The 25,563-nt window shown below is 67.9% G+C and carries 27 protein-coding genes; 4 read left to right on the top strand and 23 right to left on the bottom strand.

The window, feature by feature from the left end; translation table 11 throughout:
• Positions 1-56: 56 nt before the first annotated feature.
• The 11 genes from ACQI5H_RS01345 to ACQI5H_RS01295 form a co-directional block, all read right to left on the bottom strand.
• Positions 57-1,454 carry a bifunctional lysylphosphatidylglycerol flippase/synthetase MprF gene (locus ACQI5H_RS01345; protein ID WP_427077629.1) on the bottom strand — a complete coding sequence of 466 codons (1,398 nt, stop codon included), beginning with the start codon at positions 1,452-1,454 and terminating at the stop codon, positions 57-59.
• A gap of 145 nt (positions 1,455-1,599) precedes the next feature.
• On the bottom strand, positions 1,600-2,475 hold the full coding sequence (locus ACQI5H_RS01340; RefSeq protein WP_427077628.1) for an acyl-CoA thioesterase II: 876 nt from the start codon (positions 2,473-2,475) through the stop codon (positions 1,600-1,602).
• Positions 2,476-2,497: 22 nt separating this feature from the next.
• The gene (gene pyk, locus ACQI5H_RS01335; RefSeq protein ID WP_427077627.1) at positions 2,498-3,916 is read right to left on the bottom strand and encodes a pyruvate kinase; all 1,419 of its coding nucleotides are present in this window, start codon (positions 3,914-3,916) and stop codon (positions 2,498-2,500) included.
• Positions 3,917-3,974: 58 nt separating this feature from the next.
• Positions 3,975-4,397 carry a DUF2752 domain-containing protein gene (locus tag ACQI5H_RS01330; RefSeq protein ID WP_427077626.1) on the bottom strand — a complete coding sequence of 141 codons (423 nt, stop codon included), beginning with the start codon at positions 4,395-4,397 and terminating at the stop codon, positions 3,975-3,977.
• Entirely contained in the window at positions 4,387-4,779 is a 393-nt protein-coding gene (locus ACQI5H_RS01325) for a TM2 domain-containing protein (RefSeq protein ID WP_427077625.1), read from the bottom strand. Before ACQI5H_RS01325 ends, ACQI5H_RS01330 begins: the two co-directional genes overlap by 11 nt.
• A 90-nt stretch (positions 4,780-4,869) precedes the next feature.
• Positions 4,870-6,564: a prolipoprotein diacylglyceryl transferase gene (locus ACQI5H_RS01320; protein ID WP_427077624.1), complete on the bottom strand. Its 1,695-nt coding sequence runs from the start codon at positions 6,562-6,564 to the stop codon at positions 4,870-4,872.
• Positions 6,561-7,373, bottom strand: a complete 813-nt coding sequence (gene trpA, locus ACQI5H_RS01315; protein ID WP_427077623.1) for a tryptophan synthase subunit alpha — start codon at positions 7,371-7,373, stop codon at positions 6,561-6,563. Before trpA ends, ACQI5H_RS01320 begins: the two co-directional genes overlap by 4 nt.
• On the bottom strand, positions 7,370-8,635 hold the full coding sequence (trpB, locus tag ACQI5H_RS01310; protein ID WP_427077622.1) for a tryptophan synthase subunit beta: 1,266 nt from the start codon (positions 8,633-8,635) through the stop codon (positions 7,370-7,372). The genes trpA and trpB overlap by 4 nt, the downstream gene beginning before the upstream one ends.
• Positions 8,636-8,693: 58 nt before the next feature.
• Positions 8,694-9,512: an indole-3-glycerol phosphate synthase TrpC gene (gene trpC / locus ACQI5H_RS01305; RefSeq protein WP_427077621.1), complete on the bottom strand. Its 819-nt coding sequence runs from the start codon at positions 9,510-9,512 to the stop codon at positions 8,694-8,696.
• Positions 9,513-9,602: 90 nt separating this feature from the next.
• The gene (locus tag ACQI5H_RS01300) at positions 9,603-10,271 is read right to left on the bottom strand and encodes a TIGR02234 family membrane protein (protein WP_427077620.1); all 669 of its coding nucleotides are present in this window, start codon (positions 10,269-10,271) and stop codon (positions 9,603-9,605) included.
• Positions 10,264-11,814 (bottom strand): anthranilate synthase component I, encoded by a 1,551-nt coding sequence (locus tag ACQI5H_RS01295; protein WP_427077619.1) that lies wholly within the window; start codon positions 11,812-11,814, stop codon positions 10,264-10,266. The genes ACQI5H_RS01300 and ACQI5H_RS01295 overlap by 8 nt, the downstream gene beginning before the upstream one ends.
• Positions 11,815-11,919: 105 nt before the next feature.
• Here ACQI5H_RS01295 and ACQI5H_RS01290 point away from each other — a divergent pair, with 105 nt between their 5' ends.
• Complete coding sequence (locus ACQI5H_RS01290; protein WP_427077618.1) at positions 11,920-12,384, top strand: peroxiredoxin; 465 nt, start codon at positions 11,920-11,922, stop codon at positions 12,382-12,384.
• 29 nt (positions 12,385-12,413) lie between these two features.
• Here the strand turns inward: ACQI5H_RS01290 and ACQI5H_RS01285 are convergent, their stop codons facing one another.
• From ACQI5H_RS01285 to ACQI5H_RS01275, 3 genes are read right to left on the bottom strand one after another with little or no spacing between them, the layout of a single operon-like run.
• Complete coding sequence (locus ACQI5H_RS01285) at positions 12,414-13,508, bottom strand: calcium:proton antiporter (RefSeq protein ID WP_427077617.1); 1,095 nt, start codon at positions 13,506-13,508, stop codon at positions 12,414-12,416.
• 60 nt (positions 13,509-13,568) lie between these two features.
• Positions 13,569-14,393 (bottom strand): SAM-dependent methyltransferase, encoded by an 825-nt coding sequence (locus ACQI5H_RS01280; RefSeq protein ID WP_427077616.1) that lies wholly within the window; start codon positions 14,391-14,393, stop codon positions 13,569-13,571.
• Positions 14,394-14,400: 7 nt separating this feature from the next.
• Positions 14,401-15,294: a helix-turn-helix domain-containing protein gene (locus ACQI5H_RS01275; protein ID WP_427077615.1), complete on the bottom strand. Its 894-nt coding sequence runs from the start codon at positions 15,292-15,294 to the stop codon at positions 14,401-14,403.
• Between the two features lie 6 nt (positions 15,295-15,300).
• On the opposite strand from ACQI5H_RS01275, the gene ACQI5H_RS01270 reads away from it, so the two are divergent.
• Positions 15,301-16,797, top strand: coding sequence for a serine/threonine-protein kinase (locus tag ACQI5H_RS01270; protein ID WP_427077614.1), 1,497 nt, complete (start codon positions 15,301-15,303; stop codon positions 16,795-16,797).
• 7 nt (positions 16,798-16,804) lie between these two features.
• Here ACQI5H_RS01270 and hisI read toward each other — a convergent pair whose 3' ends face one another.
• From hisI to hisD, 8 genes are read right to left on the bottom strand one after another with little or no spacing between them, the layout of a single operon-like run.
• Positions 16,805-17,152: a phosphoribosyl-AMP cyclohydrolase gene (hisI, locus tag ACQI5H_RS01265; RefSeq protein WP_427077613.1), complete on the bottom strand. Its 348-nt coding sequence runs from the start codon at positions 17,150-17,152 to the stop codon at positions 16,805-16,807.
• Positions 17,149-17,934 (bottom strand): imidazole glycerol phosphate synthase subunit HisF, encoded by a 786-nt coding sequence (gene hisF, locus ACQI5H_RS01260; RefSeq protein WP_427077612.1) that lies wholly within the window; start codon positions 17,932-17,934, stop codon positions 17,149-17,151. The genes hisI and hisF overlap by 4 nt, the downstream gene beginning before the upstream one ends.
• Position 17,935: 1 nt before the next feature.
• A complete protein-coding gene (locus ACQI5H_RS01255; RefSeq protein WP_427077611.1) occupies positions 17,936-18,736 on the bottom strand; it encodes an inositol monophosphatase family protein in 801 nt (266 codons plus the stop codon).
• A 4-nt stretch (positions 18,737-18,740) separates the two neighbouring features.
• A complete protein-coding gene (priA, locus tag ACQI5H_RS01250; protein WP_427077610.1) occupies positions 18,741-19,475 on the bottom strand; it encodes a bifunctional 1-(5-phosphoribosyl)-5-((5-phosphoribosylamino)methylideneamino)imidazole-4-carboxamide isomerase/phosphoribosylanthranilate isomerase PriA in 735 nt (244 codons plus the stop codon).
• 3 nt (positions 19,476-19,478) lie between these two features.
• Positions 19,479-20,099 (bottom strand): imidazole glycerol phosphate synthase subunit HisH, encoded by a 621-nt coding sequence (hisH, locus tag ACQI5H_RS01245; protein ID WP_427077609.1) that lies wholly within the window; start codon positions 20,097-20,099, stop codon positions 19,479-19,481.
• Complete coding sequence (gene hisB, locus ACQI5H_RS01240) at positions 20,096-20,728, bottom strand: imidazoleglycerol-phosphate dehydratase HisB (protein ID WP_427077608.1); 633 nt, start codon at positions 20,726-20,728, stop codon at positions 20,096-20,098. Before hisB ends, hisH begins: the two co-directional genes overlap by 4 nt.
• On the bottom strand, positions 20,725-21,864 hold the full coding sequence (locus tag ACQI5H_RS01235; protein ID WP_427077607.1) for a histidinol-phosphate transaminase: 1,140 nt from the start codon (positions 21,862-21,864) through the stop codon (positions 20,725-20,727). Before ACQI5H_RS01235 ends, hisB begins: the two co-directional genes overlap by 4 nt.
• Positions 21,861-23,189 (bottom strand): histidinol dehydrogenase, encoded by a 1,329-nt coding sequence (gene hisD / locus ACQI5H_RS01230; RefSeq protein ID WP_427077667.1) that lies wholly within the window; start codon positions 23,187-23,189, stop codon positions 21,861-21,863. Before hisD ends, ACQI5H_RS01235 begins: the two co-directional genes overlap by 4 nt.
• A 180-nt stretch (positions 23,190-23,369) precedes the next feature.
• Here hisD and ACQI5H_RS01225 point away from each other — a divergent pair, with 180 nt between their 5' ends.
• Complete coding sequence (locus tag ACQI5H_RS01225) at positions 23,370-24,548, top strand: RNA-guided endonuclease InsQ/TnpB family protein (protein ID WP_427077606.1); 1,179 nt, start codon at positions 23,370-23,372, stop codon at positions 24,546-24,548.
• 83 nt (positions 24,549-24,631) lie between these two features.
• Entirely contained in the window at positions 24,632-25,054 is a 423-nt protein-coding gene (locus ACQI5H_RS01220) for a nitroreductase family deazaflavin-dependent oxidoreductase (RefSeq protein WP_427077605.1), read from the top strand.
• Positions 25,055-25,145: 91 nt separating this feature from the next.
• On the opposite strand, the gene ACQI5H_RS01215 is transcribed toward ACQI5H_RS01220, so the two are convergent.
• Entirely contained in the window at positions 25,146-25,559 is a 414-nt protein-coding gene (locus tag ACQI5H_RS01215) for an SRPBCC family protein (protein WP_427077604.1), read from the bottom strand.
• Between the last annotated feature and the right edge of the window lie 4 nt (positions 25,560-25,563).

Genomic DNA, 25,563 nt, shown 5'->3' with positions numbered 1-25,563 from the left:
CAGCGTCGCCGCGGCGGCAAGCTAGCGATTTTACGACCTCACGGCCCGCGGGCGGCTCAGCGATGGCGTCGCCGCGGCATGAACTCCAGCGTCAGCAACACGAACACCAACGGAACTAACTGCGTCAGCGATATCAGCGCATAGCGCCGGGCATCCAGCGCGTGAAACTTGCGCACGTACCGGTACAACGACTCGAGCGCGATCAACGGGTCCAGCACGTGGATCAGCCGGTAGAAAATGCGCTGCACCCGCCCACGATTCTTGTCGTCGAAAATCTCCGGGAACGCCGCGAACGAAAGCGATACGCGCTGCGCCCCAGCGTCTTTGCCCGCCATGATCATGTCGACGCTGAGCCGTTCGTCGATCCCGTTGGGGGCGCCTCGGCGACGCCACGGCACGTCGAGGCTGATGTCGCTACCGCCGCCCGCGGTCGCGTAGCGGTGAAAGCCCTGCACCTTCCCGGTGGCATCCCGGGCGAGGATCAGCCGTATTCCGGGGAACCGGCCCTCCAGCACGCCGTCGAGGTTCATGTAGAAACCGCGGTCGGTATGCGCCCCGCTGGGTGACGCGTGCACCACGTCGGCCAGTTCGGCCAGCAGCCGGTCGTCGAGTTCCTGCTCGGCGACGATCTCGGTGGTGATGCCGGCGTTGTGGGTGCGCTTGACCGCCTGACGCAGGTTGCGGAACTTGCGGCCCACCATGTCGAAGCCGGAGACGTCGACGACGACGTCGCGGCCGATCGGGACCGCGCGCAGCGATTGTCCGAGCACCCTCGCGTCGGTCCACAGCTCGAGACGCCGATCGCTGCAACCCACTACCGCGATTCGCCAGCCGTGCATCCGACACATGGCGGCGAAGTCGGCGACCAATTCGGGGAAACGCGCCTCGTCACCGATCGGGTCACCGCCGACCACCGCGAACCCCATCCGCGTCCGGTACGCCAGCGCCGCGCTTCGGTCGGCGCTGAAGTGGTAGCTCTTGCCCGTCTGCATGGCGAACGGCGCCAGTGGGTCGTCGCTTGTGGCATTGATCAGGGCCCACGCCCGGGGCAGATCTTCGGGTCGTGGATGCGATGACGTCGGCCACATCAGCACCAGTCCAGAACTGGCGATCAGCACGTCACCGAGCAGATCGAAGGACAGCACGTGCGAACCGAAACCCGCCAACACAAACAGGGCGGCCGCGGCCGCATGCATGGTCGTCACCGGACGGCCCAGGAAGATCCCACGTGCGATCAACGTCACGGCGGCCAGCACCGTCAGCGACCATCCCAGCCGACCGGCGTAGTGCCACTCCGGGTTGTGGTGGTGCCGGGCGAGGACCGCGATCAGCCAGCAGGCGGCGCTGAGCAGTGCCAAGGCTCCGAAACAGCGCGCGGCGAGCGAATCAACGTGAACGACAACGCGTTCGCGCGCGCGCAATCTTGGTAGGACTTCGACCGGCGGTCCGTTCACATCTCACCTCCCGATGCGCTGACCTTCAGCTGGGCGGCTCGCTTGCCGCATCTCCCATCGAATACCCGGCTTGTAAAAACTTACGCCTGATCACGGCTGTTTTCAGCCGAAATCGGACGCATGTCCGATAGATATTCTGTGCGGTTTATCGGCGCCGGGGCGGAAAGTATTTCAGCACGCCTTCCTGGGCCACCGTGGCCACGAGTTGGCCGGAGCGATCGAAGAAGTGGCCGGTGCCCAGCCCGCGCGAGTCCGCGGCGACCGGCGAGGACGTCGAATACAACACCCAGTCGTTGATGTCGACCTGGCGGTGAAACCACACCGAGTGGTTCGCGGAGGCCGCAAAGATGCGGTCGAAACCCCACGACAGCCCGTGGGTGGTGATGACCGAGTCCAGCACGGTGGTATCCGAGGAGTACACCATCGTCGCCGTGTGCAGCACCGGATCGTCAGGCATCGCGCCCAGCGCCTTGACCCAGACCCGGTTGTAGACAAGGCGGTCTCCCTTGTCACGCATCACCCAGGCCGGGTCGTTCGTGTAGCGCCATTCGATCGGCTGCAAGGCGTTGACGAAGTGCGGGACGGTCTCCTCGTAGCCTCGCAACAGCTCGCGCAGCGGTGGCTGGGTGTGCGGCTCCGGCACCGGCGGCGGTTCGACGGCGTGCTCGAGGCCGGGGCCCCCGGCCATGTACGAGATCATCGCGGTGGACAGCACCGTGCCGTCCTGCACCGCGTCGACGCGGCGGTTGGCGAAGCGCCGCTCGTCACGCAGCCGCACGACGTGGAATTCGATGTCCTTGGCGGTGTCGCCGCCGTTGATGAAGTGCACCGAAAGTGCGCTGGGCGGCAGGTCCTCGCGGATCAGCGTGCGGCTGCTCGCGACGAACGATTGGGCCATGAGCTGGCCACCGAAGGTCCGCATCGGGTTCTTGCTGGGATGTGATCCGACGAACAATTCATCGGATAAGCGGTTGAGGTCGAGTACTGCCAGCAGCTCCTCGAAATCGTTGCCAGCCGGCACAGCCGTTCCCGCCCCCTGTCGATTAGACGTCGTCCTCCCCGATCCGGTGCACGTGGATCAGGTTGGTCGAGCCTACTGTGCCCGGCGGCGCGCCCGCGACGATGACCACCAGGTCGCCGCGCTTGTAGCGGCCCAGTTCCAGGAGCGACTTGTCGACCTGACGGATCATGCCGTCGGTCGAGGTCATCATCGGGACGATGAACGTCTCGGTCCCCCAGGTCATGGCGAGCTGGCTGCGCACCTCGGGCCACGCGGTGAACGCGAGCAGCGGCAGCGGCGTGTGCAGGCGCGCCAGTCGCTTGACCGTGTCACCCGACTGGGTGAACGCGACCAGCGCCTTGGCGTCGAGTCGCTCGCCGATGTCGCGGGCGGCATAGGAAATCACTCCGCGTTTGGTGCGCGGCACATGCGTCAACGGCGGAGCGGCCGTGGAATTCTCCTCGACCGCACACACGATCCGCGACATCGTCCGCACGGCCGCCAGCGGGTACTTGCCCACCGCGGTCTCGCCGGACAGCATCAACGCGTCGGCGCCGTCGAGCACCGCGTTGGCGACGTCGGAGGCCTCCGCCCGGGTGGGCCGCGAGTTCTCGATCATGGAGTCGAGCATCTGGGTCGCCACGATGACGGGTTTTGCGTTCTCCCTTGCGATCTGGATGGCCCGCTTCTGCACCAGCGGAACCTCTTCCAGGGGGAGCTCGACACCCAGGTCGCCGCGGGCCACCATGATGGCATCGAACGCGAGCACGATGGCTTCGAGATTGTCTACGGCTTCGGGCTTTTCGAGTTTGGCGATCACCGGCACCCGGCGCCCGATCCGATCCATCACCTCATGGACCAGCTCGACATCGGACGGCGAGCGCACGAAGGACAGCGCGACGAGGTCGACGCCGAGGTTCAGCGCGAAGGTGAGGTCCTCGATGTCCTTCTCCGACAAGGCGGGGGCGGACACGTTCATGCCGGGCAGCGACATGCCCTTGTTGTTGCTCACCGGGCCGCCTTCGACGACGGTGCAGACCACGTCGTCGCCGTCGATCGCGTCGACCACCAGCCCGACCTTGCCGTCGTCGATCAGAATCCGGTCACCGACGACGGCGTCCTTGGCCAGTTTCTTGTAGGCGGTCGACACCCGGTCGTGGCTGCCCTCGCAGTCGGCGACGGTGATCCGGACCGTTTCACCGTCGGCCCAGTAGGTGGGCCCGGTGGCGAAGCGCCCGAGCCGGATCTTGGGGCCCTGCAAGTCGGCCAGCACGCCGACCGCGCGACCGGTCGCGTCCGAGGCGTTGCGCACCCGCTCGTAGGCGGCCTTGTGGTCGGCGTAGTCGCCGTGGCTGAAGTTCATTCGGGCGACGTCCATTCCGGCCTCGACCAGCGCCAGGATCAACTCGTCCGATTCGGTTGCAGGGCCAAGGGTGCAGACGATCTTCCCGCGTCTACTCACGGCGACCCAGCATAGTCGTGCTCTTCGTTATCGGGATGACCCGACGGTGGCGCCACGGTTACCCGCTGAGAATCGTCGGGACCAGTGGAAATCCGGGGAGGTTGCGCGTGACCGTCCACACCGCCGCCGCGACGACGACGGTCACCACCGCGGGCACCGAGAGCCAAGGCCGGCCCTGACGGCGGCGCAGCACGATCCATCCGGCGAGCGCCGGGATACCGACCAGCAGGAAGAGATTGTCGTTGATGGTGGCGACCAGGTCGCCGTGCAGCAGGTCGTGCGTCATCCGCAGCCCGCCGCAGAAGGGGCAATTCCAGCCGGTGAGCCACTTGAACGGGCACTGCGGATACAGCGAGTGCGTGTTGTGCGGATCGACGAAGCCCACGTAGCCGAGCGCGCCGGCGAGCAGCGCGCCACCCCCGGCCGCGGCGTAGAGGCGATGACGGCGGCTCAGGGCCCGGGAAACGGGATTAGGTTCCATCGCGCAGCGGGCGCCCCTGCGGGTCGGGCACCTTGTCGGTCAGTATCAAAATCGCGTCGATGATGCTCCAAATCAGCCCGACCCCGCAGGTCAGCCAGCCCACGAGCAGCTGGGCGACGCCCACGCCGATGTCACCGATGTAGAAGCGGCCGATCCCGCCGACGCCGATCAAACTGAGCAGTTGTAGGAGGCCCGCGATGGTCTTCGACTTGTCCGAGAACGGTTGTCCGGTCACCGGATGGCGGCCGAAGGGTGCCGTCGGGTCGTAGTACGGTCCGGGCGCGGGATATTGCGGATAGGGCGGCGGATACCCGGGCGCGGGGCCGTGTGGCTGTTGCGCCGCCGGATCGGGCCCAGCGTCGTGCCACGGCTGATCAGTCACGTCTTCAGGATGCCCCACCGGTCCGCCGAACGTCGACTAGTTGGGCCGAAATCCGGCCATCTCGCGCAACGACTCGACGCTGGACGAGGACTAGCGGTCCCTACGGCGCAGTCGAAAGCGCAGGCGCCGCCGCGTGGAGCCGGACTCGGGTTCCGCTGCGAGATCGGTGTCTGCCGATGCCGGCGACGCGGGTTCCGCCGCCTCTTCTCGATCCTCTGCTTCCGGCTCCTCCGATTCCGACTCTGTCTGCGGCTCTTCGGATTTGGGCTCTTCGTCGGTCTCGGGCTCTTCGTCGGTCTCGGGCTCTTCGTCGGTCTCGGGCTCTTCGGCGTCGGGCTCTTCGGCCTCAAGTTCTTCGGCTTCGGGCTCCTCGGCTTCGGCTTCCGCGGCCTCGGTCACGACGGCTTCCCCCTCCGCGTCGCCGGGCTCCGGGAGTTCCGCTTCCACCGCCTCCGCTACGGCTGCCTCGGCCTCCGCTACTTCAGGTTCGGCGCTTTCGGATTCGTCGGCTATGGCCTCAGGTTCTTCGGTCTCAGGCTCCTCGGCCTCAGGTTCTTCGGCCTCAGATTCTTCGGTCTCGGCGGCTTCAGGCTCAGCCTCCTCGACGTCGGCCTCAGGCTCTTCGGTGTCAGCCTCAGCCTCCTCGATCTCGGCCTCCTCAGCCTCAGCTTCCTCGCCCTGAGCCTCCTCGCCGTCACCAGCGGCCTCAGTCTTTACCGTTTCCGGCTCGGCGGTTTCCGGCTCCGCGACTTCAGGTTCGACGGTCTCGTCTTCGCCGGCTTTGGACTCGGTGGCGTTCTCGAGTTCAGTCGTTTCCGCATCCGCTGCCGCACCGCTCGCCGCCCCGGATGCCGAGGCGACAGCGGCGAGCTCATCCGCGGGCTCGGGTTCGGCTTCGGGCAACTCCTCGTCAACGTAATCGGTTCCGCGCAGGCTCTCGGGATCCTCGCGGCCCTTAGGCGCCAGAACGAGGTAGACCACCGCCCCGATGAACACGAACGTCGATGTGAACGAATTGATTCGGATCCCCGCGATGTGGGTGGCGGTGTCGTCGCGCAGCAGTTCCACACAGAATCGCCCGACGCAGTAGCCCGCCACGTAGATCGCGAACAATCGCCCATGGCCCAAGCTGAATCGCCGGTCGAGATAGATCAATGCGACGAATACCAGGACATTCCAAATCAATTCGTACAGAAAGGTCGGCTGTACGACCAATGCCAGCTGCCCGGTCGAGACACCGTCGAGCGAATGCGGGTCGATGTATCCCGCGGGATCGCGACGATAGAAGATCTCCAGGCCCCACGGCAGCGTGGTCTCGCGGCCGTACAGCTCCTGGTTGAAGTAATTCCCGAGTCGACCGATGGCCTGCGCCAAGATGATTCCGGGAGCGACGGCATCGGCGAAGGCCGGCAGTGGAATTCCGCGGCGCCGGCATGCGATCCACGCGCCGACGGCGCCGAGGGCGACGGCGCCCCAGATGCCCAAGCCGCCGTCCCAGATTCGCAGGGCCGCGGCGGGCCCGGCTCCGCCCGGCCCGAAATAGGTCCGCCAATCGGTGGCCAGGTGATAGAGCCTGCCGCCGATCAATCCGAAAGGCACCGCCCACAGGGCGATGTCGTAGATCACCCCGCGCTGGCCACCGCGAGCCACCCAACGCCGATCGCCGATCACCAGCGCGACCACGATGCCGGCGATGATGAACAGCGCGTAGGCGCGAATAGGCAACGGCCCCAAGTGCCAGACGCCCTGTGACGGGCTGGGGAAATAGGTGGGCAACATCGTCATGACGCGGACACCCCCTGTCGCACACCCTCGGCGAGTTCCTCGGTCAGGGCGCGCAACCTCGGCAATCCGTCGCCCAGCGCCGACACCAACGCGGAGCCGACAATCACACCGTCGGCGTAACTTCCGATCTGCGCGGCCTGCTCGCGCGATCGCACCCCCAGACCCACGCCGACGGGTATGTCCGATACCGCCCGAATCCTGCTCACCAATTCGGGTGCGGCCTGCGACACCGCGTCGCGGGCCCCGGTCACGCCCATTGTCGATGCCGCGTAAACGAATCCGCGCGAGGCTTCAATCGTGGTCACCAACCGCTGAGGCGTTGACGAGGGCGCCACCAGGAATATGCGATCCAACCGATGCTCTTCAGATGCCGAGATCCAGTGCTGGGCCTCGTCGGGAATGAGGTCGGGGGTGATCAGGCCGTGCCCACCGGCCGACGCCAGGTCCCGCGCGAATGCATCAATCCCATAGCGCAGCACCGGGTTCCAGTAGGTCATCACCACAGCGCGTCCACCGGCCGAGGCGATCGCCTCGACCGCGGCGAGCGTATCGCGCACCCGCACTCCCCCGTGCAACGCGGCCTCGGTGGCCCTGGCGATGGTGGGACCGTCCATCCCGGGATCCGAGTAGGGCACCCCCACTTCGACTAGATCGCAACCGGATTCGACGAGAGCGGTCATCCCCTTCAGGGAAGTCGGCACGTCCGGGTAGCCGGTGGGCAGGTACCCGATCAGCGCCGCCCGGTTATCCTTCCGGCACGACTCGAACAGCGGCCCAAGCCTGCTTGCCTCGCTTTGTTCCACCGTCATTGCGCGCCCGTATCGCCCAGCAAGCCGAACCACTTGGCAGCCACCTCGACGTCCTTGTCGCCGCGACCCGACAGGTTCACCACAATGATCGCGCCCCGCCCCAGCTCTTTGCCCAGCTTGACCGCGCCGGCGACCGCATGCGCGGATTCGATCGCCGGGATGATGCCCTCGGTATGGCACAGCAGCCGAAAGGCGTCCATCGCTTCGGAATCGGTGATGGGCTGGTATTCGGCGCGTCCGGTTTCCCTGAGCCAAGCGTGTTCGGGCCCCACCCCCGGATAATCCAGACCCGCTGAGATCGAATGGGATTCGATGGTCTGGCCGTCCTCGTCTTGCAGCAAGTAGGAAAACGATCCCTGAAACGCGCCCGGTGACCCTCCGGTGAATGTCGCTGCGTGCCTGCCGGTCTCGACGCCGTCGCCGGCCGCCTCGTAGCCGACCAGGCGCACACCGGGATCGTCCAGAAATGCATGGAAGATGCCGATGGCGTTCGAGCCTCCACCGACGCAGGCGACGACCGCGTCGGGCAACCGGCCGGCCTGAGCCTGGATCTGCGCGCGCGTCTCCAGCCCGATGACTCGCTGAAAATCACGAACCATGGTCGGGAAGGGATGCGGCCCCGCCGCAGTGCCGAAGCAGTAGTAGGTGTTCTCGGCGTTGGTAACCCAATCCCGGAACGCCTCGTTGATGGCGTCCTTGAGGGTTTGGGAACCGGTCTCGACCGAGACCACCTCTGCCCCCAGCATTCGCATGCGCGCGACGTTGAGCGCCTGACGCGCCGTGTCGACGGCGCCCATATAGACCACACAATCAAGGCCGAGCAAGGCGCACGCGGTGGCGGTGGCCACGCCGTGCTGACCGGCGCCGGTCTCGGCGATCACCCGGGTCTTGCCCATTCGCTTGGCCAGTAGGGCTTGACCGAGCACGTTGTTGATCTTGTGAGAACCGGTGTGGTTCAGGTCTTCTCGCTTGAGGAAGACGCGCGCCGAACCCGCATGCTCGCTGAACCGGGTGGCCTCATACAGGGGTGACGGCCGCCCGGCATAGTTCGCCTGCAGGTCGTCGAGGGTGTCCAGGAAGTCCGGGTTGACGCGTTCCTTTTCGTAGGCGGCGGTGACCTCTTCGATCACCGCCATCAGCGCCTCGGCAACATACCGGCCGCCGTACACGCCGAAATGACCACCCGAATCGGGGTCGTGGCGGGTGGGTTCTGCGATGGCCGCGCTCGGAAGCGGAAGCTCCGGGCGGGTTAGATCTGCCATCACCAATACTCAACGCGGGGGCGGCTCATCGGGTTCAACGCTTCGTGCTCGTCAACGCCTAGCGAGCCGGTTTCGGACAGGACGGATGGGTTCCCGCGGTGACCAAGTCGGCGACCGCGGCGCGCGGGTCGCCGCTTTTGACCAGCCCCTCACCGACCAAGACGGCGTCGGCGCCCGCGCCGGCATACGCCAAAAGATCTCCGGTACCGCGCACACCCGACTCGGCGATCCTGATTACGTTGCTGGGCAACCCGGGAGCGATCCGCGCGAAGCAATCCCGGTCCACCTCCAGCGTCGCGAGATCGCGTGCGTTGACACCGATCACGTTGGCGCCCGCCTTCAATGCCCGGTCGGCTTCTTGTTCGGTGTGCACTTCGACGAGCGCCGTCATGCCAAGCGATTCGGTGCGGTCCAACATCGACACCAACGCGGACTGATCCAGCGCGGCGACGATGAGTAACAACATGTCGGCGCCGTGCGCCCGCGCCTCATGGATCTGATATGGCTGCACCACAAAGTCTTTGCGCAATATCGGGATCGAGACCGCGGCCCGCACCGCGTCGAGGTCGTCGAGGGAGCCGTTGAAACGCCGTTCCTCGGTCAGCACGCTGATGATCCGGGCGCCGCCATCTTCGTAGGCACGGGCCAGTTTTGCCGGATCGGCAATGGTCGCCAGTGAACCCGCCGACGGACTGGCCCGCTTGACCTCGGCGATGACACCGATGCCGGGCTCGCGCAGCGCGGCCATCACGTCGAGCGGTGGCGGCGCGGCCGCGGCGGCCTCTTTGATTTCGGACAGGCTGATAAGCGCTTCGCGCGCGGCAACGTCGGCCCGGACTCCTTCGAGGATGGAGTCAAGCACGGTTGCCGGACTCATACCTGTCGTTTCCCTTCCCACGGTCACGCACGGTCTACAGCCGATTTCGACGACGTCAATGAAGGGTAGCGACCGTCGGCTTGCGGTCCGTCACCGACCCTCGGTGTCGGACTCGCGGGGCCGATCGGTCGGGTCGCGTCCCTCGTCGAGCGCGTCCCAGATCATTCGCTCCGACATCTCCGGCGTCTCCGGCTTCTCCAGCATCGCCGAGTCAGCGTCTCCGCGTAGCGCATTTGAACGACGTGTCGCCGGCGAGTCATATTTTGTTGCGCCCAAACGGTCCGAACCCAAGACCGAAGCGGACCGCATCAGCAAAACCGCGGCGACCAGAGTGCACACCGCCGCCAGCACCGCGATCGCGGCCCCCCAGTAGCGCCGTTCGCTTCCCACCAGCGACACCAGCGAGACGTGCGCCAGATCGGCTCCGCGCACCGCCACGTCCGGGATCACCCACAGGCTCACACCCAGGTAGGCAACGGCCAGGCTCGCAGCCGCCAGCAGACCCGCCAGCACCCGCAGCGGCCAGCCACGCACCGCCAGCGCCGCGACGGCCGTCGCGAGCATCAGCAGCGCCAACGGCAGCAGGGCGGTCGACCACGACGCGCCGGGCAGGCTCACCTCCTTCGGCTGGCCGAGCCCGTCGAACGAGCGGATCACCACCCATGGCAGCCGCGACGCCACCCACAGCGCCACGGCGCCGATGACCAGCAGCAACTGGGCCACCCGGATGGTCAGCCGGGCTCGCCGGGCATCAGCCATTGCGGCTCACGTCCGGCGCGATCAGCGTCTCGGCAGCGGCGATCGCATTGAGCACCGCGCGCGCCTTGTTGGTCGCCTCCGTGTGTTCGTAGGGCCCGTTGGAGTCGGCCACTACCCCACCCCCCGCCTGGACATAGGCGGTGCCGCCGCGCATCAACGCGGTGCGGATCGCGATCGCGAAGTCCGCATTGCCGGCGAAGTCGAGATAGCCGACCACGCCGCCGTAGAGACCGCGGCGCGTCTTCTCCACCTCTTCGATCAGCTCCATGGCCCGCACTTTCGGCGCGCCCGACAGCGTGCCGGCCGGGAAGCAGGCCGTCACCGCGTCCAGGGCGGTGTGGCCGTCGCCCAGCATCCCGGTCACGGTCGACACCAGGTGCATGACGTGGCTATAGCGTTCGATGTGGCTGTAGTCCTCGACCCGCACGGTGCCCGGCGTGCAGACCCGGCCGAGGTCGTTGCGGCCGAGGTCGACCAGCATCAGATGCTCGGCGCGTTCCTTGTCGTCGGCCAGCAGTTCCTTTTCCAGCAGCTGGTCCTCTTCGTCGTTCTGGCCGCGCCACCGGGTACCGGCGATCGGGTGCGTCGTAGCCCGGCCCTCGATGACGGTGACCAGCGCCTCCGGACTGGACCCGACGATCGAAAAGTCAGTCGCCCCTTCGCTATTCGGTACGTGCAGCAGATACATATACGGGCTGGGGTTGGTTGCGCGCAGCATGCGGTAGACATCGATCGGATCGACATCGGTGTCCATCTCGAAACGTTGCGAAGGCACCACCTGAAAGGCTTCGCCGGCCGCGATCTGCTCGACGAGGTAGTCGACGATCTTGCCGTATTCCTCGACGGTGCGCTGGGCCCGGTGGCGGGGCTCCGGCCGGCTGAAGGTGGCGACCGTCGACGGCAGCGGCTGCCCCAGGGCTGCGGTCATCACATCCAGCCGCGCGACGGCGTCGTCGTAGGCCTCGTCGACGCGCTCGTCGGTGCCGTTCCAGTTCACCGCGTTGGCGATCAGCGTGATCGTGCCCTCGTGGTGGTCGACCGCCGCCAGGTCGGTGGCCAGCAGCAGGAGCATGTCCGGGAGTTTCAGATCGTCTACGGCCAGCTCGGGCAGCCGCTCCAGGCGCCGCACCAGGTCATAGGCGAAGAAGCCGACCATGCCGCCCGACAGCGGCGGCAGGCCCGGCTTGATTTCGTGGGGGGAGGCCGTCGCCAGCAGCTCGAGGGTGGCCTGGAGGGCGTCCAGCGGGTCGCCCCCGGTGGGTGCGTCCTGCGGGACCGCGCCAAGCCACACGGCCTCGCCGTCGCGCACGGTCAGAGCCGACGGCGATCCGGCGCCGATGAACGACCACCGCGACCAGGACCGACCGTTCTCGGCGGATTCCAGCAGGAACGTGCCGGGGCGATCGGCGGCGAGTTTGCGGTAGGCCGACAGCGGCGTCTCGGCGTCGGCCAGGACCTTGCGGGTCACGGGAACCACACGGTGCTCGGCCGCGAGCTGGCGAAAGTCCTCTCGGGAGGTGGCGTCGGCGAGGTGGGCGTGCACTGCACCATCCTCGCAGATACGCGGCTGAGCCCGGGGCCGCCCGACGACGATGCGGCCCGGGAACGGGCCGAGGAGGAGTCGGGCAGTCGGGCGTAGCCTGACGCCATGAAAACTGGTGACACCGTGGCGGACTTCGAACTTCCCGATCAGACGGGCACGCCACGCAAGCTCAGCGCGCTGCTCTCCGACGGACCCGTGGTCCTGTTCTTTTACCCGGCGGCGATGACGCCCGGCTGCACCAAGGAGGCGTGTCACTTCCGCGACCTGGCGGCGGAGTTCGCCGCGGTGGGCGCCAACCGCGTCGGCATCAGCGTCGATCCCGTGCAGAAACAGGCCAAGTTCGCCGACTCGCAGAACTTCGACTATCCATTGCTCTCGGACACCGAGGGCACCGTCGCCAGGCAATTCGGCGTCAAGCGCGGTCTGCTGGGCAAGTTGATCCCGGTCAAGCGAACAACTTTTGTCATCGACACCGATCGCACACTGCTCGACGTGATCTCCAGCGAATTGAGCATGGAAACCCACGCCGACAAGGCGCTGCAGACGCTGCGGGCCCGGTCGTCGGCATAGCTCGGCGAGATTGCCTGCGCCCCGTGGTTTTACGGGATGATCGCTAAAAACAGGTAAGCCGCGAACAGCACCAGATGCACCTCGCCCTGCAACCGGGTAGCTCGCCCGGGCACCACGGTCAGCATGCTGATCACCACGGTCAGTGCGAGCATCACCAGTTGGGTGGGAGCGAGGCCGAGCACCAGCGGTCCTCTCAGCCAGATCGACGCCAGCGCAATCACCGGGATGGTGAGCCCGATGCTGGCCATCGCCGAGCCGTAGGCCAGGTTCAGGCTGGTCTGAATACGGCCCCGCCGCGCCGCACGCACCGCCGCGAGTGTCTCGGGCAGCAGCACAAGCATCGCGATCACCACCCCGACGAACGTCTGCGGGAATCCCGCGGCCATCACCAGACGCTCAACAGCCGGCGATTCCTGTTCGGCTAGGCCGACCACCGCAACCAGGGCGACGAGCATCAGCAGGAGGCTTACGAGGGCCGACCGGGCGCTCGGCGGGTCGGCGTGGCTCTCGTCCTCCTCGAACAGCCGCTGCTGGCCCTTCTGCGCGACCGGCAGGAAAAAGTCGCGATGCCGAACGGTCTGGGTGAACACGAACAGCAGATACACCAGCAGCGAGGCGACCGCGGCGAAGATGAGCTGGCCGGGCGAGAACTCCTTGCCCGGGTGGCTGATGGTGAACGCGGGCATCGCCAGGCTCAGCGTCGCCAGGGTGGTTACCGTGGCCAGCGCGGCCCCGCTGCCCTCGGCGTTGAACAACGTCACGCCGTACCGACGGGAACCCCACAACAACGACAACCCCGCGATGCCGTTGGTGGTGATCATGAACGCGGCGAACGCCGTATCGCGGGCCAGCGTGGCCGCCTCGTTGCCGCCAGACGCCATCAGCTCGACGATGAGGGCCACCTCGATGACCGTCACCGCGCCCGCGAGCACCAAGGACCCGAACGGCTCCCCAACCCGAGCGGCGACGACCTCCGCGTGCTGGACCGCGGCCAGCACCGCACCGATCAACAGCACGGCCTGCAGCGCAATCAATATCGGCCCGAGGTGCTCGCCCCAAGTTGCCGTCAATACGACGACGGCGACCACAGGGACTACCACCGTCCACGACGCGCGTTTCAACATCGCCCGCCATTGTCATCGAAGTCCGCCGCGGGCGCCTTCCGACACCGCGGGAACGCGGCGTCAGGCCTTGGTCGCCGTCACAAAGTAGCCGCGCGGGACGCCGGGCACGTCCAGCGGTACGACGGGGTGCTCCCACCGATGCCACCTGCTACCGGGCTCGGCCACGTCGGTGACGACGGCCGCCCAGCCGCGGTCCTCGACGAGGGCGGCCGGCGTGTCGGTGCCGAATACCCACGGAGCGCCCAGTTGCCGCATGTACTGCAGGGTCGACTCGAGGAACGGCGCCTCCAACAGCGTCCGGCCGACGACGTCGTACAGGAGCACAGAACCCGGTGCCGACAGCGCGTCGATGCGCGCGAACAGGGTGTCGACGGCCGAGGCGTCGATGTATTGCAGCAATCCCTCGACGAGCCAGGCCGTGCGCGCCAACGGGTCAAAGCCGTTCGAGCGCAAGGCTTTTGGCCAGTCGTCGGCCAGATCGACGCCGACCGCAATCCGGCGGCACTGGGGCGCCTCGCCGGCCAGTCGCTCCTCCTTCGTCGCGATGACCTGCGGCTGGTCCACTTCATAGACGGTGGTGGCCGGGCGCCACGGCAGGCGATACGCGCGGGCGTCCATCCCCGCGGCGAGGATCACCACCTGCGACAGGCCATCGCGCTGCGCGGCAGCGAGCGCGTCGTCGAAGAACCGGGTGCGGATGATGATTTCGGCCGAGACCTGCCCGGTGGCGGCCACGGCGTCGGCGAGTAACTGCCGGCCGTCGTCGCCGGCCAGCCGTTGGGCGAACGGGTCGGCGAAAAGCCGATCGTCGCGCGCGGTTTCCTCGGCGCGCATCGCCGCCGTGAGCAATCCGGTGGCCGCTACCGCGTGTTTGGTGTTGTCCATGCTGCGATCATGGGCGCGCCGCCGCCCGTCGTCTTGGATATTTGTGCCGTTCCGTCGGGACGTGGCTGGGCAACACGATCCGCTGAGCCCTGTATTGCGTCGGCGTCATCGCGGTGAACGACCGGAATTCACGCACGAAATGCGCCTGGTCGAAATAGCCGGTGTCTGCCGCGACGCGCGCGCCACGCTCCGTGCCCGCGTCGAGTCGGCGTAGCGCCGCCTGCAGTCGACGAACCCGGGCATACGCCTTGGGCGCCAGGCCTACCTCGGCACGAAACACCCCGATCATCCGCTTGGTCGACAGCCCCGTCAGACGCCGGATCTCCGCCATCTGGCGGGAAGGATCGGCTTCGATCGCCGCCATCGCGGCGGCGACACCCGGGTGGCGGCGCACGTTGAATCGCGCGCGTTGCAGTAGAAAATCCTCGAGAACGGCGAAACCGGCGGCCGGCGACGGGGCCTCGATCAGGCGCTCGTGCAGCTCACGCCCGTCGCGCCCCCAGATTTCATCGAGGCCTACGCGCGCATCCTCCAGGTCACCCTGCGGGACGCCGAGAAACGGAAACGCGCCCCCGGGACGGAAATGGATCGCGAAAACCGGTTCGTCGGCCGCGATGTCCGTCATGTACGACGCGCCGTGCGTTCCGATGACGATGGCGGGCGGAACCGCCAAGCGGGTGCCGTCGACGGTGTAGAAGTCCAGCCGCTGCCGCCGGCCGACATCGAAGATGATGGTGGCCGCGCCGCGCGGCAGCGCGCGGCTTCGGTAGGTGGACCCGCTGTGTCGCCAGTGCCCGAACAATTCGACGTACTCGGCCAGGGGCGGTTTTGGTCGATACAGCGCGGGCCGGTGCACCACGGGCAAGTCCTTCCCGTCGATGTTTCGAAATCTCAGTAGCATGCTCACATGCCGCAAAGCGATGGCTTAGCCGAGGGCGAGGTGTTCGCCGGCTACACGATCGTTCGGCGGCTCGGGGCCGGCGGCATGGGCCAGGTGTATCTGGCGCAGCACCCGCGGTTGCCCCGCCGCGACGCGCTGAAGATCCTGCCCCGTGAACTGACCGCGAACGACGAATTCCGCCAGCGCTTCAACCGCGAGGCCGACCTGGCCGCGAACCTGTACCACGAGCACATCGTCGGCATCCACGACCGCGGCGAATACCAAGGCCAACTGTGGATCTCGATGGACTACGTGGAGGGCACCGATGCTGCGGAGCTGCTGCGCACCCAGCACCCGTCGGGAATGCCGAAAACGCAAGTCCTCGAGATCATTTCGGCGGTCGCCGACGCGCTCGACTACGCCCACTCGCGCGGGCTGCTGCATCGCGACGTCAAGCCCTCCAACATCCTGCTGACCGAGACCGGGCCCCGCCGGCGGATCCTGCTCGCCGATTTCGGCATCGCCCGTGAACTGGGCGAGATCAGCGGCCTGACCGCAACCAACATGCTGGTGGGGACCACCGCCTACTGCGCGCCGGAGCAACTGCAGGGTGCGGATCTAGACGGCCGGGCCGACCAATACGCGCTGGGCTGCACCGCCTTCAACCTGCTGACCGGCTCCGCCCCGTTTCACCATTCCAACCCCGCGGTCGTCATCACCCAACATTTGTCCACCCCGCCGCCGCACGTCAGCGAGCGCCGACCCGAACTGGCCGACCTCGACGGCGCGCTGGCCAAAGCGCTCGCGAAAAAACCCGATGACCGTTACGCGACGTGCGCCGATTTCGCGGCGGCGCTCGGCAGCCAGTTGAACACCGGCGCCGAGGCGGCGGGCCGCACGGAAGTCATTGCCGCACCGACGGAAGTGATCGCAGCGCCCCGTCGAGAAGCGCCGCAAGCGGTGCGGGGTCGGCGGCTGGGCGCCTGGGTGGCGGCGCTGGTCGCCGTCGCGGTGGTCGCGATCGCGGTGGTGGTGGGCGTCCAGATGCTGCACGGCAAATCGGGCCAATCGGCCCGCGGCGCCGCTTCGCGTTCCGTGGCGCCGCCGGCCGTCAGCACCGCCCCCGCGACCGCGACGATCAAGCTCACCAGCCAACTCACCGACCAATCGGGTGTGCTCGGCCCCCTCGAGTCCGACGCCGTGCAGCGGGCGCTCACCAGGCTCTACGACGGTCGCGGCACCCGGCTGTGGGTGGTCTATGTCAGGAATTTCGGCGGCCTCAAGCCGATGCGGTGGGCCGAGGACACCATGCGCGCCAACGGTTTCACCGACGCCGATGCGATTCTCGCCATCGCCACCGATGAAACCGCGTTCTCGTTCCGGGTGCCGAATGCGGTGCTCACCGGAAAGGCCATCGACGTCGAGCTCATCCGCCGCGACCGGATCTCCCCGGCCGTCTTCCGCCACGAATGGGCCCGCGCGGCGATAGCGGCCGCCAACGGGTTGGACGTCGCGCCCAGCTAGCGCCCGGCTAGCCCTCGGGTGCCAGCAGCACGTCGGCGTCGAAACAGCTGTGATCGCCGGTGTGGCAGGCCCCGCCGACCTGGTCGACGGTCAGCAGCACGGTGTCGCCGTCGCAGTCCAGCCGCACCGAGTGGACGTGCTGGGTGTGGCCGGAGGTCGCGCCCTTGATCCACTGTTCGCCGCGGGATCGCGAAAAATACGTGGCCTCACGGGTTTCCAGGGTGCGGGCCAGCGCCTCGTCGTCCATCCAGGCGACCATCAGCACGTCGCCGCTGCCGCGCTCCTGCACGACGGCGGTGACTAGTCCCTCGGCGTTGCGCTTCAGCCGCGCAGCGATCTTCGGGTCGAGCGTCATCGCACGGCGATCCCCTCTGCGACCATCGCGGCCTTCACCTGTCCGATGGTCAGCTCGCGGAAGTGAAACACGCTGGCCGCCAACACCGCATCGGCGCCGGCGGCAACCGCGGGCGCGAAGTGTTCGACGGCGCCGGCGCCGCCGCTGGCGATCACGGGCACCGTGACGGCCGCGCGCACGGCGCGCAGCATGGGCAGGTCGAAGCCGGCTTTGGTGCCATCGGCGTCCATCGAGTTCAGCAGGATCTCCCCCACCCCGAGTTCGGCGCCGCGGGCCGCCCATTCGACGGCGTCGATCCCGGTGCCGCGACGACCGCCATGCGTGGTGACCTCCCAACCCGACGGTGTCGGCGCCGATCCCGCGGGCACCGTGCGGGCGTCGACCGACAACACGATGCACTGAGACCCGAACTGGCGCGCCATCTCCGCCAGCAGGTCCGGGCGGGCGATGGCGGCGGTGTTGACCGAGACCTTGTCGGCCCCGGCGCGCAGCAACACGTCGACGTCGGCCACCGTGCGCACCCCGCCGCCGACCGTCAGCGGGATGAACACCTGCTCGGCGGTGCGGCGCACCACCTCCAACATCGTCGTCCGTCCCGACGACGAAGCGGTCACGTCCAGAAAGGTCAGCTCGTCGGCGCCCTCGGCGTCGTAGGCCGCCGCGAGCTCCACCGGATCGCCCGCGTCGCGGAGGTTGGCGAAATTGACACCCTTGACCACTCGCCCGTCGTCGACGTCCAGGCACGGGATCACGCGCACGGCCAGCCCGGTATCCGCGTACATGTCAGTAGTCCTCCGGTTCGCCGATGCTGCGCAGGATCTCGAGAATCTCGGCGTGCGCGCCGGGCGCCGCGGCCAGCACCGACCGCGCCGCCGGGGTCCACGGTTCGCCGGCCAGGTTGGTGACGATGCCGCCCGCCGCCCGTACCTGCGCGACCCCCGCCGCATGGTCCCACACGTGACCGCCGAAAGTTATTGCGGCGCCGAGTATTCCGTCGGCGACGTAGACGAGATCGATGCCGGTCGACCCGTGCATGCGCAACCGTGACGACACCCGGCTGAGCGTCTCCAGCACCGCCAGCCGATAACGCCCCGGGAACCGGCCGCGCGAGTCGACGCTGAAGGTGCCGACGGCGACGAGCGCGTCGCCCAGGTCGGTATGAGCCAGCGGCGGCTGCGGGACACCGTTTTTCACCAACGGCCCGCCCGCTATCGCGGTGTAGCGGTCATTCGTGAACGGCACCCAGGTCAGCCCGGCGACCGGCTCGCCCTCGTGCAGCAGGCCCAACAGGATCGCGGCCATCGGCGATCCGGCGGCGTAGTTGAACGTGCCGTCGACCGGATCCAACACCCACACCCACGGCGAGTCGACGGCCGTGCCGCCGAATTCCTCGCCGTGCACCCCGATTCCGGTGGCATCTTCCAGGGCGGCGACGACCTGGCGTTCGATGGCGAGGTCGACTTCGGTGGCAAAGTCGTTGCCCTTCTTGGCGACCGCGGAATCGGCGCGGTGACCCTCCAAGAACGGCGGCACCGCCGCGTCCAGGATCGCCGACGCCTTTTCGACGAGCGCGTCCAAATCCAAGGCGCTACTCCCGCACCGCGGCCAGCGCCTGCGGCAGCGTGAACCGCCCCGCGTAGAGGGCCTTTCCGACGATGGCGCCCTCGACCCCGCGGCCGGTGAGGGTGGCGATGGCGCGCAGGTCGTCGAGGCTGGACACGCCGCCCGAGGCGATCACCGGCGTTTCGGTGCGATCGGTGACGGCGGCCAGCAGGTCGATATTGGGGCCGCCCAGCGTGCCGTCCTTCGTGACATCGGTGACGACGAACCGCGAACATCCCTCGCCGTCAAGGCGTTCCAGCACATCCCACAGGTCGCCGCCGTCGGTTTCCCAGCCGCGCCCGCGCAACCGGTGCTCGCCGTCGGTGATCTGTACGTCCAGGCCGACGGCGACTTTGTCGCCGTGCTCGGCGATCGCCCGCGCACACCACTGCGGGTTCTCCAGCGCCGCGGTGCCCAAGTTGACCCGGGCGCAGCCGGTGGCCAGCGCCGCGGCCAGCGAGTCGTCGTCGCGGATACCGCCGGACAGCTCCACCTGGACGTCGAGCTTGCCCACTACCTCGGCGAGGAGTTCGCGATTGGAGCCGCGGCCGAACGCGGCGTCCAGGTCCACCAGATGGATCCAGTCGGCGCCGTCACGCTGCCAACCCAGGGCGGCATCCAGCGCGGAGCCGTACTCGGTTTCGCTGCCGGCCTTGCCCTGGACCAGGCGCACGGCGCGACCCTCGACCACATCGACGGCGGGTAACAAAATCAGCGGCATCTTTTACAGTCCCTCGACCCAGTTGCTCAGCACGGCCGCACCGGCATCCCCGCTCTTTTCCGGGTGGAATTGGGTGGCGGCCAACGGCCCTTCCTCGACGGCGGCCAAAAACGGCACCTGATGGGTGGCCCACGTCAGCACCGCATCCGGGGAGCCCTCCCAGGACTGCGCCGCATAGGAGTGCACGAAGTAGAAGCGGGCGCCCGCGTCCAGACCGTCGAACAGCACGCTGCCCGGTCCGGCCTTCACCACGTTCCAGCCCATGTGCGGGATCACCGGGGCCTCCAGCCGGGTGACGGCCCCGGGCCACTGCCCGCAGCCTGTGGTCTCCACGCCGAATTCGACCCCGCGGGCGAACAGGATCTGCATGCCGACACAGACCCCCAGCACCGGGCGTCCGGCCGCGACGCGTTCGGCGATGATCCGCTCCCCCGCGATCTTGCGCAGTCCGGTCATGCAGGCTTCGAAAGCGCCGACGCCCGGCACCACCAGTCCGTCGGCGGCCGCCGCGGCGCGCGCGTCGGCGGTCACCTCGACGTCGGCGCCGACCCGCTGCAGCGCACGCTGGGCCGACCGCAGATTACCTGAGCCGTAGTCCAGTACCACGACCGATCGTGTTGTCACAGAACACCTTTGGTGGACGGCACCCCGGACACGCGGGGGTCGGGCTCGACCGCCTGACGCAACGCGCGGGCCACCGCCTTGTACTGGGCTTCGGTGATGTGGTGCGGGTCGCGCCCGTAGAGGACGCGCACGTGCAGCGCGATACGGGCGTTGGAGGCAAGCGTCTCGAACACGTGCCGGTTCACGACGGTGTGGTAGGGCACCGCGCTGCCGGTAATCGTGGTGTGCTGCAGGTGATCCGGCTCGCCGGTGTGCACGCAGTAGGGCCGCCCTGACACGTCGACGGCGGCGTGGGCCAGCGTCTCGTCCATCGGGATGAAGGCGTCGCCGAACCGGCGGATGCCCTTCTTGTCGCCGAGGGCCTGCCCGAGTGCCTGACCCAGGGCGATCGCGGTGTCCTCGATGGTGTGGTGCGCCTCAATCTCGACGTCGCCCTTGGTGCGCACGGTCAGGTCGAAGCTGGCATGCGTGCCCAGGGACGCGAGCATGTGGTCGTAGAACGGCACACCGGTGTCGACGTGTACCTGCCCGGTGCCGTCGAGGTCGAGTTCGACGACGATGTCGGTTTCCTTGGTGCGACGTTCGATACGCGCACGGCGGGTCGCTGTGGTTATCGGGGAGGTTGTCACGGTGCTCCTACGGGGCTGGGGGTGGCTGGAGCCAGTTCGGTGGTGGCGAGCTGGGCGCTGGCTCGCAGGAACGCATCGTTCTCGTCGGCCAGTCCCGTGGTGACGCGCAGGTACCCCGGAATCCCGACATCGCGGATCAGGATGCCGGCGTCCAGGTAGCGCTGCCAGGTGGCCGGCGCGTCGGCGAACCGTCCGAACAGCACGAAGTTCGCGTCGCTGGGGATCACTCGAAAGCCCATGGCGGTCAAGGCCGTTGCGACGCGGTCGCGTTCGGCGGCGAGGGTGGCCACACTGCCCAGCGTGTCGTCGGCGTGGCGCAGCGCGGCCCGCGCCGCGGCCTGCGTGAGCGACGACAGGTGATACGGCAGCCGCACCAGCAGCATCGCGTCGATCAGCGCCGGGGTGGCGATCAGATAGCCGAGCCTGCCGCCGGCGAAGGCGAACGCCTTGCTCATGGTGCGGGTAACGACGAGCCGGGTCGGGTATTCCTCGACCAGCGACACGGCGCTGGGCTGCGACGAGAATTCCCCGTACGCCTCGTCGACGATCAGGATCCCCGGCACCACGTCGAGCAGCCGCCGCAGATCCGCCAGCGAAACGCTCTGTCCGGAAGGGTTGTTCGGGCTGGCGATGAAGACCACATCGGGCCGGCGTTCGGTGATGGCGCCAACGGCCGCCTCGACGTCGAGGCTGAAGTCGTCCGCGCGGACCGCTTCCAGCCATTCGGTGTGAGTGCCGTCGGAGATGATCGGGTGCATCGAATACGACGGCACGAATCCGATGGCGCTGCGCCCCGGCCCGCCGAACGCCTGCAGCAGCTGCTGCAGGATCTCGTTGGAACCATTGGCGGCCCAGAGGTTTTCGGTGGCCAGCGAGACACCGGTCTGCGCACTGAGGTAGCCGGCCAGATCCTGGCGCAGGGCCACCGCGTCGCGATCGGGGTAGCGGTGCAGCCCGGCGGCCGCCTCGGCCACCGACCGCACCACGTCGTCGACGAGCGCTTGCGTCGGCGGGTGCGGGTTCTCGTTGGTGTTCAGCCGCACCGGAACCGCCAATTGCGGTGCGCCATAGGGCGATTTGCCGCGCAGGTCGTCACGCAGCGGCAGGTCGTCCAGCGTGGGCTCGTGCGCCGTCATCGCTCGAACCTCCGCCGTACCGCCTCGCCGTGCGCGGGCAGGTCCTCGGCCTTCGCCAGCGTCACCACGTGCCCCGAGACGTCCTTGAGGGCCGCCTCTGTGTAATCGACGACGTGGATGCCGCGCAGGAACGTCTGCACCGACAGGCCGCTGGAATGCCGCGCGCTACCGCCCGTCGGCAGCACGTGATTCGATCCCGCGCAGTAGTCGCCGAGGCTCACCGGCGAGTACGGGCCGACGAAAATGGCTCCGGCCGAACGTATTTGGCTGGCAATCCGCGGCGCGTCGGCGGTCTGGATCTCCAGGTGTTCGGCGGCGTAGGCGTTGACCACCTTGACCCCGGCGTCCAGGTCGTCGACCAAGATGATCCCGGACTGACGTCCGCTCAGTGCGGCCGTCACTCGTTCGCGATGCACCGTGGTCCGCAGCTGGGCCGCCACCTCGGTGTCGGTGGCCTCGGCCAGGTCCTCGCTCGGGGTGACCAGCACACTGCCCGCCATCTCGTCGTGTTCGGCCTGGCTGATCAGGTCTGCGGCCAGGTGTGCCGGGTCGGCGGTGTTGTCGGCGAGGATGGCGATCTCGGTCGGCCCGGCTTCGGCGTCGATGCCCACGCGCGAGCGGCACAGCCGCTTCGCGGCCGTGACATAGATGTTGCCCGGCCCGGTGATCATGTCGACCGGCGCCAGCTCGGCGCCGTCGGTGTCGGTGCCGCCGTAGGCCAGCAGGGCCACCGCCTGCGCACCGCCCACGGCCCAGACCTCGTCGACCCCCAGCAGGCGGGCGGCGGCCAGGATCGTCGGGTGCGGCAGGCCTTCGAACTGGCCCTGCGAGCGGGCCTGCGGCGGGCTGGCCACCACCAGCGAGTCGACACCGGCGGCCTGAGCGGGCACAACGTTCATCACCACGCTGGACGGGTAGACGGCGTTGCCACCGGGCACGTAGAGGCCCACCCGATCGACGGGGACCCACCGCTCGGTGACGGTGGCGCCCGGGCCGAGCGTGGTGATGACGTCGGTGCGGCGCTGATCGGCGTGCACGGCGCGGGTCCGCTCGATCATCACCCGCAGCGCGTCCCGGACGCCGGCGTCGAGTCCGTCCTCCGCCGCCCGCAGCGCCTCCTCGGGCACCCGCACGGCCGCGGGCCGTACGCCGTCGAACTTCGCCCCGAATTCCAGGGCCGCCTCGGCCCCGCGCTCGGCGACGGCCTGCACGATCGGGCGCACCTGAGCCAGCACCGTGTCCACGTCGGCGCCGCCGCGCGGCAGCGCTGCCCGCAAGCGGGCAGCCGTCAACTCCGCGCCCCGCAGGTCAATGCGGGCCAGCACGGGTTGCGGCGTGGCAGTCACAGGGTCCATTGTCCCCGATGGGAGCAACCGCATTAGCTCTCGGGGGTTCAGGACCGGGGGTCAGCGTCGGATGGCAAATTTTGTCGGTGCTATTCCATAGCTTTGTGGCATGTTCGAGCGCCTTGGTTCCCCGGGTACGTGTTGGCGTGCCGCCGCAGCATGAGGCGGGCGTACAAGTTCCGGATGCGCCCGACTGCGCGCCAGCATGTCGCGTTGGCGGCGTGCGTTGATTCGCATCGGGAGTTATATAACGCGGCATTGCAAGAACGCCGCGACGCCTGGGGTCAAAACAAGACCCGCATTTGCTACACCGATCAGGCCGCCCAGCTCAGCGAGATCCGCGAAGAACGCACGGATGTGGCGCTGTGGTCCTACGCCAGCCAACAGGCGACGTTGCGCCGGCTCAATCGGGCGTTCGACGCATTCTTCCGCCGCGTCAAGGCCGGCGAGACGCCCGGGTATCCGCGGTTTAAAGGTCGGGCCAGATTTGAGAGCGTTGAGTGGCCCAGAGATGCAGATGGCTGCCGCTGGCATCCCGACACGTCGCGGGTCTATCTGCAAGGCATAGGGCGGGTCAAGGTCAGCGCTCACCGCATGGTGGCTGGGCGAGTGAAGACTCTTCAGGTTCGCCGCGAAGGCCGCCACTGGATGCTGGTTCTGTCCTGTGACGATGTCCCGCCCCGCCCACTCCCCGGTACTGGTCGACCGGTTGGCATCGATGTCGGTATTGCAAGTTTCGCCACGACCAGCGATGGGCAACACGTCGAGAATCCTCGCTGGGCGCGCACCGCAGCCAGCAAGTTGGCGGCCGCGCAGAGGCGGCTGCAACGGGCTCGTCGTGGCTCAAAGAACCGTCAGCGTCGACTTGAGACGGTGGCGGCGCGACACCGCAAGGTGGCCAATCAGCGCCGGAGTTTCCATCACAAGATCGCTCGCCAGTTCATCGAGCGCTATGAGGTAATCGTGGTGGAGGATTTGGCAATCGCGAACATGTTGCGGCGGGCCAAACCCGTGGCCGATCCGGACAATCGCGGCGCGTTCCTAGCCAATGGGGCGAAGGCCAAGTCGGGTCTGAGCAGGAGTATCAGTGACGCTGGCTGGGGCCAGTTCGTCTCGGTTCTACGCGCCAAAGCGGAAGACGCTGGGCGTACCTGGATTGAGGTCGACCCCCGGCACACCTCTGACGGCTGCGAGCATTGTGGATACGCAGCGGCCGAAAACAGGGTCACGCAAGCGGAATTCGTTTGCCGCGCCTGTGGGCATAGCGCTCAGGCCGATGAACATGCCGCACGAAATATCCTCTGGGCCGGGCTGGCCCTTCACGCGCAACCCGCGTGAAAAGATGCTGACGGCCTCTAGCCGTCAGCGAAGTCACTGTCCCAGAGCAGCTCAAGTGGATATCCGACCGGTAGTGTGGCGGCATGTCCGCCAAGGATCACCCCAACAATGCGCCCGGCGTGCCGATGGTGTTCCCACCCTGGTTTGAGCGCTTCCAGATCAAGTACTTCAACCCGGCGGTCAAACCGATCGCGCGCTTTCTGCCCGGGACCGCGACCATCAAGCACCGCGGCCGCACGTCCGGCAAGCAGTACGACACCGTGATCACGCCCTACCGCAAGGGAAACGTGCTGGCGATCGCGCTGGCGCACGGCAAGACGAACTGGGTCAAGAACGTGCTCGCCGCCGGGGAAGCGGATGTGCAGTTCAGCCGCAACCGCGTGGTGCACCTCACCAATACGCGGATCCTGCCGGCCGGCTCGCAGGGCCCCGAGGTCGAGGGCCTGCCGCGGATGGCGCGCATGCAGCTGCGCCGGGTCGGGGTGTTCGTCGGCGACATCGCCTGAGCCCCGCGGCCTGACCCGCTTCAGAGCCATCGAGTATGCGCTGACGGCGGCCACTGTGCGCGCAGGGCGCCCAGGATGCACACTCGATGCCCTATTGCGCTGCTAGATCCCGGTCGAGTGTGCGCTTGATGGCCTGAGCAGCGTCCTCCATGGCGGCTAGCAACGGCCTGGCAAGCTCATCGGGGAGCACGTCGCGGGACCAGACGAACCGGCAGCGACCCGGACCGATCGCCACGATCTGCATCGCGGTGTTGTCGTGTTCGGGGCACACCGTGTCGCCGATCAGCGAGTAGACGATCCGGCGCTCAGCCTCGTCGCGGGCGATCAGCCGTTCCCGCGCGACGGTGCCCTTGGCGAACGTCACCACCCGGATGTCGCCATCCGCCTGCGAAGACACGACATAACCGTTGGCCATGCCGACCGGGCCGTCCACCCAGTCACCGATCACCCGCCACGCTCGGTCGGCGTCGACGTCGATTTCGCATTCGGTGCGTATGGATGCCATGGAC

Source organism: Mycobacterium heidelbergense, from assembly GCF_050205645.1.
GTDB classification, from domain to species: domain Bacteria; phylum Actinomycetota; class Actinomycetes; order Mycobacteriales; family Mycobacteriaceae; genus Mycobacterium; species Mycobacterium heidelbergense_A.
The sequence above is the reverse complement of the archived record's forward strand: the minus strand, read 5'-3'. Positions and strand labels throughout refer to the sequence as shown.

What these genes read in the sequence shown, in the direction of transcription:
- ACQI5H_RS01330 (WP_427077626.1), bottom strand. Translation starts at nt 4,397, where the DNA reads ATGGAACCTAATCCCGTTTCCCGGGCCCTGAGCCGCCGTCATCGCCTC.
- ACQI5H_RS01320 (WP_427077624.1), bottom strand. Translation starts at nt 6,564, where the DNA reads ATGACGATGTTGCCCACCTATTTCCCCAGCCCGTCACAGGGCGTCTGG.
- trpA (WP_427077623.1), bottom strand. Translation starts at nt 7,373, where the DNA reads ATGACGGTGGAACAAAGCGAGGCAAGCAGGCTTGGGCCGCTGTTCGAG.
- trpB (WP_427077622.1), bottom strand. Translation starts at nt 8,635, where the DNA reads ATGGCAGATCTAACCCGCCCGGAGCTTCCGCTTCCGAGCGCGGCCATC.
- trpC (WP_427077621.1), bottom strand. Translation starts at nt 9,512, where the DNA reads ATGAGTCCGGCAACCGTGCTTGACTCCATCCTCGAAGGAGTCCGGGCC.
- ACQI5H_RS01300 (WP_427077620.1), bottom strand. Translation starts at nt 10,271, where the DNA reads ATGGCTGATGCCCGGCGAGCCCGGCTGACCATCCGGGTGGCCCAGTTG.
- ACQI5H_RS01290 (WP_427077618.1), top strand. Translation starts at nt 11,920, where the DNA reads ATGAAAACTGGTGACACCGTGGCGGACTTCGAACTTCCCGATCAGACG.
- ACQI5H_RS01285 (WP_427077617.1), bottom strand. Translation starts at nt 13,508, where the DNA reads ATGTTGAAACGCGCGTCGTGGACGGTGGTAGTCCCTGTGGTCGCCGTC.
- ACQI5H_RS01280 (WP_427077616.1), bottom strand. Translation starts at nt 14,393, where the DNA reads ATGGACAACACCAAACACGCGGTAGCGGCCACCGGATTGCTCACGGCG.
- ACQI5H_RS01275 (WP_427077615.1), bottom strand. Translation starts at nt 15,294, where the DNA reads ATGCTACTGAGATTTCGAAACATCGACGGGAAGGACTTGCCCGTGGTG.
- ACQI5H_RS01270 (WP_427077614.1), top strand. Translation starts at nt 15,301, where the DNA reads ATGCCGCAAAGCGATGGCTTAGCCGAGGGCGAGGTGTTCGCCGGCTAC.
- hisI (WP_427077613.1), bottom strand. Translation starts at nt 17,152, where the DNA reads ATGACGCTCGACCCGAAGATCGCTGCGCGGCTGAAGCGCAACGCCGAG.
- hisF (WP_427077612.1), bottom strand. Translation starts at nt 17,934, where the DNA reads ATGTACGCGGATACCGGGCTGGCCGTGCGCGTGATCCCGTGCCTGGAC.
- priA (WP_427077610.1), bottom strand. Translation starts at nt 19,475, where the DNA reads ATGCCGCTGATTTTGTTACCCGCCGTCGATGTGGTCGAGGGTCGCGCC.
- ACQI5H_RS01235 (WP_427077607.1), bottom strand. Translation starts at nt 21,864, where the DNA reads ATGACGGCGCACGAGCCCACGCTGGACGACCTGCCGCTGCGTGACGAC.
- ACQI5H_RS01225 (WP_427077606.1), top strand. Translation starts at nt 23,370, where the DNA reads ATGAGGCGGGCGTACAAGTTCCGGATGCGCCCGACTGCGCGCCAGCAT.
- ACQI5H_RS01220 (WP_427077605.1), top strand. Translation starts at nt 24,632, where the DNA reads ATGTCCGCCAAGGATCACCCCAACAATGCGCCCGGCGTGCCGATGGTG.
- ACQI5H_RS01215 (WP_427077604.1), bottom strand. Translation starts at nt 25,559, where the DNA reads ATGGCATCCATACGCACCGAATGCGAAATCGACGTCGACGCCGACCGA.